We start from the raw sequence: 4,464 nt of genomic DNA, 5'->3' as shown, positions 1-4,464 counted from the left end.
ACGCGCAGCGCGGCGCAACCGGCGCGTTACTGGTCGGCAGTCCCGAAGAAGTGGCGGAGAAAATCCGCCGTCACAGCGAATCGCTCGGCGGCATTTCGAGAGTAACTTTTCAAATGGACAACGCGCAGATGAACCACGCCCAACTGATGCGCTCCATTGAATTGATTGGAATGCAAATGTCGCCACTCTTAAACAATTAAAATATGCGGGCATAGTTCAACTTAAGTTCCGCTAGGGTAACAAGACAGAGAAAACGGAAATGAAATTGGTTCTGCAAGTCTGTGCTGAATTGGTAAAAACGGATTTTAGCGATTGCAGACATTGCCCTACAAGTAGGCTTCTCCAGTCAAAGCCATTTGAAGCAGCACTTCAAGTGATTCACAGGAAAGACACCCAAGCAGATTTGCTAGCACTATAAGAATCTGAAAATTTATCCTAAGAATCTGAAAGAAATCGAGTCTTGAAAATCATTACATTGAAGTTAAGTTAGGCAAGAATCTGAAGCAGTATTCGTGGGAGTTTTTATTGCCTTACGTTACTATCAGTCAAGAAAATTCTGCAACCATCGATCTCTACAAGGAAACCTATAGCTATGTCTGAAAATTCAAAAATCGGCTTAGAAGGACTGCTTCGTCCAGAAGATAGCATCCTAGTACTGATTGACCACCAGCCTTATCAGTTCACCAACTTGAACAGCCATGAACCCACGATGATCATTAACAAGAGCATGGCGGTGCTAGTGCGGTAGCCCTTGCATGGAAACTTCAGCTCCTTGCAACAACCCCTCCAGTGACCTCTGGTAGACATTAATACTTGAGGTTTTCTTGTTTATTCTAAATCAAGGAGAGTTGGCACAGATGGAATCTATGAAAGCAGTCGTATTAACTGCGTTTGGTGATGCTGAGAAGTTTGAGATTCAAACGGTTCCCACACCAACACTGAAGGCGAATCAGGTGTTAGTCAGAGTTTGTGCAACCTCGATTAACCCGGTCGATTACCAAACTCGTCGTGGTGATTACAAGGAACTGGTTCAATTACCCGCTATCCTTGGAGTCGATGTTTCAGGGGTGATTGAGGCAATTGGCGAAGCTGTGACTGATTTCAAGGTGGGAGACAACGTGTACTACTCGCCGCAAATTTTTGGAGAATTCGGTAGCTACGCTCAGTATCATGTGGCTGATGCAGCGATTGTTGCATTGAAGCCTGCAAATCTATCGCACATTGAAGCAGCTTCTTTTCCGCTTGCAGGCGGAACTGCTTGGGATTGTTTAGTGACTAGGGGCAATCTACAAGTTGGTGAAACAGTTCTCATCCATGCGGGTGCGGGTGGAGTGGGTTCGATCGCAGTTCAACTCGCCAAAGCGATCGGGGCATACGTTTTTGCAACGTGTAGTTCTAGAAACCGAGATTTCGTGACAGAACTGGGTGCAGATCGGGTGATTGATTACAAAAATGAAGATTACGTAGAAGTCATTCGTCAGGAAACAAATGGACTGGGTGTGGATTTAGTTCTAGATACGATCGGCAAAGAAACAATTCAGCGTAGTCTAGAAATCATTCGTCCCTTTGGTAGGCTTACAAGCATTGTAGACATTGCAATACCGCAATCGCTTCTTGAAGCATGGGGTAGGAATCTGACGATTCATTTTGTTTTTTCACCCCAGTACCGAGCAAAATTAGAGGCTTTGACAAAACTCATCGAGCGTCATCAGCTTCGCCCAGTGATTGATTCAGTATTTTCTTGGGATCAGGTCGTTCTGGCACATCAGCGTCTAGAGCAGGGAGGAACACGGGGCAAAATTGTGCTGAAGTTTACAGAAGATTAAACCAGCTTTACGAGGTTGGTAATTGCTAAACGGATCGGAGTTTGATTTTGTGCTGAAGGTCAATATTGATTGGGACAGGAGAAACAGGATGATAATGCAAGATAAAGTGGCTTTAGTTACTGGAGGAACAGCGGGCATTGGTAGAGCAACGGCGATCGCTTATGCCCAACAACAAGCAAAGGTGGTGGTGGTTGGTCGTCGAATTGATGAGGGTGAAGAAACTGTTCGATTGATTAAGGAAGCTGGCAAAGAGGCGATTTTTGTGCAAGCAGATGTTACGAAAGAAGCCGATGTTAAAGCAATGGTTGATAAAACGGTTGACGTTTTTGGTCGGTTAGATATTGCCTTTAATAATGCAGGAATGGCTGGCGAAAATCCCTCATTAATTGAGCAAGCAGAAGCTGAATATGACCGCACTATGAACGTCAATGTCAAAGGCGTTTGGTTGTCTATGAAATATGAAATTGCTCAGATGTTGAAACAGGGAAGTGGTGCAATCGTCAATATGGCATCTGTGGTTGGAGTCGTTGCACTTCCTAACATACTCCTCTACACCGCGAGCAAACATGCGGTAGTAGGTTTAACAAAAGCTGCTGCACTCCAATATGCCAAAGCGGGTATTCGCATCAATATCGTTGCACCAGGGGCAATCCAAACAGATATGTTTGAAGCAGTTACAGATGAGGCCAAAGCTTACTTGGCAGGGCTTCACCCGATCGGACGAGTTGGCACACCGCTTGAAGTTGCAAATGCAGTCCTGTTTTTATCATCTGAGATGGCATCGTTCGTAACAGGTGAAACGTTGATGGTAGATGGTGGGTATGTAGCGCAGTAGTCGAAAGGCAGTGCGAAATGTTGCGACCAAGTGGCGATCAACCTGCATCATCCGCTCGATCACTCTCCGTGCCGTTGGTTTCTCAGGGGCGTACCGATAGTACGCAGTGTTTGATTGAGCAGTAATACATCTAAATGAGTCCATCATGACGACAACACTTGCAGGCAAAGTTGCACTGGTAACGGGTGGTTCTCGCGGTTTAGGAGCGGCGATCATAGGGTATGCGAAAGGTGTCCAGCGCGATCTTGGTCCGCGCAACATCACTGCGTGCAGCCAGGTATCATGCCGACGGACATGGCAACAGCCGCAGCCGACAAATTGCCGGAAGCAGCGGAAGCGATCATGGATCTTCACGCCATCCGCCGGATCGCAACCTTGGAGGAGGTAGCGGCGACCGTTTGCTTCCTCGCAAGTTCAGACGCTGGATACATCAGCGGCAATGTAGTGGATGTGTCCGACGGATTCCAAATCTGAGCGTCGAAGTTCAGTCCAAAGCAGATCAAAACTTTTACACGCGCAATCGAAGGAAAAGGGATGAAAATACGCTACGGGTTTCGACAGGTTGGTGATGTCGAAGTGTTCTACCGCGAAGCGGGAGCAAGCGATGCGCCGGTAATACTGCTGTTGCACGGCTTTCCGACCGCTAGCCACATGTTCCGCGACCTGATCCCTCTGCTCGCCGATCGCTTTCGGCTCGTCGCGCCGGATCTGCCTGGTTTTGGGCAGACCAAGGTACCGCCACGCGGAACGTTCGACTACAGGTTCGACTGCCTTGCTGACGTAATCAAGGGTTTCACCGATGCTTTGTCGCTCGATCAATACGTACTCTATATCTTCGATTACGGTGCGCCTGTAGGTTTGCGTTTGGCGATGCGCCATCCTGAACGGATATCTGCGATCGTCTCGCAGAACGGCAACGCCTACCTTGAGGGTTTCAGTGACGAATGGGGGCCATGGGAAGCCTATTGGCGTGAACCGAGCGCAGCGAACCGGGAAGCCTGCCGACCCTCGCTCGCGCCGGACACAATCCGGAACTGGCAGTATGGTACCGGAGCCGATCCAACCCTTCTGTCGCCCGACGGTTACGAACTCGACATTGCCTACATGGGGCGGCCAGACGCGGAGGAGATCCAGCTCGATCTGATCCTCGACTACCGCAGTAACGTCGCGCTCTATCCAGCCTTCCAGTCCTACTTTCGCGAGCACCGTCCACCACTTCTCGCCATCTGGGGTCGTCATGATCCGGCGTTTCTGCCCGCTGGTGCTGCCGCCTATCAGCGAGATCTCCCAGATGCAAAGATTCACTTGCTCGACGCCGGACATTTCGCGCTGGAGACTCATGCAGAGGAGGTAGCAACGTTGATCCGCGAGTTCCTCGACAGAACGCTCGGTTCCACACTGCGTCTTGAAGGTGATTGCACAAGAATCTGAGTACCGCGCTGGCTACCGAAGCAGAATTAAAGCCATCTTAGAAGAGGCAACCGCGGCGATCGCGCTCAGGCAACAATGAAGGATTCTTGTCGTTCCGAAGCGACGGTACGCAATGGATGCTTGCCCCATCTTGAAGTCTGCTTAACACAGCACTGTTAAGACGGTGCTCGATCACTGCATAACAATTGTGATGCAACAGACAAAAACACATCATCAATTTACAACGGAGAAACCTCTCATGCCTTATACCAATTTAATATGAAGCTGCATAGAAAAGAGCTTCTAGGATAAAATTATAAGAAGAGACAGAAATCACCTGCTCAAATGAAAGTTGGTCGAATATTTCTTGGATGCGATCACGTAAAGCTTGTA

7 protein-coding genes are annotated in these 4,464 nt (G+C 48.6%); all 7 read left to right on the top strand.

Going from position 1 to position 4,464, the window contains the following annotated elements; all coding sequences use genetic code 11:
• Nucleotides 1-200 (top strand): hypothetical protein (locus H6G96_RS40225; protein ID WP_199339897.1); only part of this gene is annotated, 200 nt, incomplete at its 5' end.
• Nucleotides 201-302: 102 nt separating this feature from the next.
• Nucleotides 303-377, top strand: a complete 75-nt coding sequence (locus tag H6G96_RS43055; protein WP_347242357.1) for a hypothetical protein — start codon at nt 303-305, stop codon at nt 375-377.
• Nucleotides 378-592: 215 nt separating this feature from the next.
• Entirely contained in the window at nt 593-748 is a 156-nt protein-coding gene (locus H6G96_RS40215; RefSeq protein ID WP_199339896.1) for a hypothetical protein, read from the top strand.
• A gap of 109 nt (nt 749-857) precedes the next feature.
• Nucleotides 858-1,826 carry a zinc-dependent alcohol dehydrogenase family protein gene (locus H6G96_RS40210; RefSeq protein WP_190920187.1) on the top strand — a complete coding sequence of 323 codons (969 nt, stop codon included), beginning with the start codon at nt 858-860 and terminating at the stop codon, nt 1,824-1,826.
• A gap of 88 nt (nt 1,827-1,914) precedes the next feature.
• Nucleotides 1,915-2,661 (top strand): SDR family oxidoreductase, encoded by a 747-nt coding sequence (locus H6G96_RS40205; protein WP_190920185.1) that lies wholly within the window; start codon nt 1,915-1,917, stop codon nt 2,659-2,661.
• 267 nt (nt 2,662-2,928) lie between these two features.
• The gene (locus tag H6G96_RS40200) at nt 2,929-3,135 is read left to right on the top strand and encodes an SDR family oxidoreductase (protein WP_347242355.1); all 207 of its coding nucleotides are present in this window, start codon (nt 2,929-2,931) and stop codon (nt 3,133-3,135) included.
• 60 nt (nt 3,136-3,195) lie between these two features.
• The gene (locus tag H6G96_RS40195) at nt 3,196-4,092 is read left to right on the top strand and encodes an alpha/beta hydrolase (RefSeq protein WP_190920183.1); all 897 of its coding nucleotides are present in this window, start codon (nt 3,196-3,198) and stop codon (nt 4,090-4,092) included.
• The last annotated feature ends 372 nt before the right edge of the window (nt 4,093-4,464 follow it).

This window comes from Nostoc sp. FACHB-892, from assembly GCF_014698795.1.
GTDB lineage: Bacteria > Cyanobacteriota > Cyanobacteriia > Cyanobacteriales > Nostocaceae > Nostoc.
Note: the sequence above shows the minus strand (reverse complement) of the source record. Positions and strands in the feature narration are given on the sequence as shown.

Bases quoted from the DNA above. Each gene is read 5' to 3' on its own strand.
- H6G96_RS40215 (WP_199339896.1), top strand. From the start codon at position 593: ATGTCTGAAAATTCAAAAATCGGCTTAGAAGGACTGCTTCGTCCAGAA.
- H6G96_RS40205 (WP_190920185.1), top strand. From the start codon at position 1,915: ATGATAATGCAAGATAAAGTGGCTTTAGTTACTGGAGGAACAGCGGGC.
- H6G96_RS40210 (WP_190920187.1), top strand. From the start codon at position 858: ATGGAATCTATGAAAGCAGTCGTATTAACTGCGTTTGGTGATGCTGAG.
- H6G96_RS40195 (WP_190920183.1), top strand. From the start codon at position 3,196: ATGAAAATACGCTACGGGTTTCGACAGGTTGGTGATGTCGAAGTGTTC.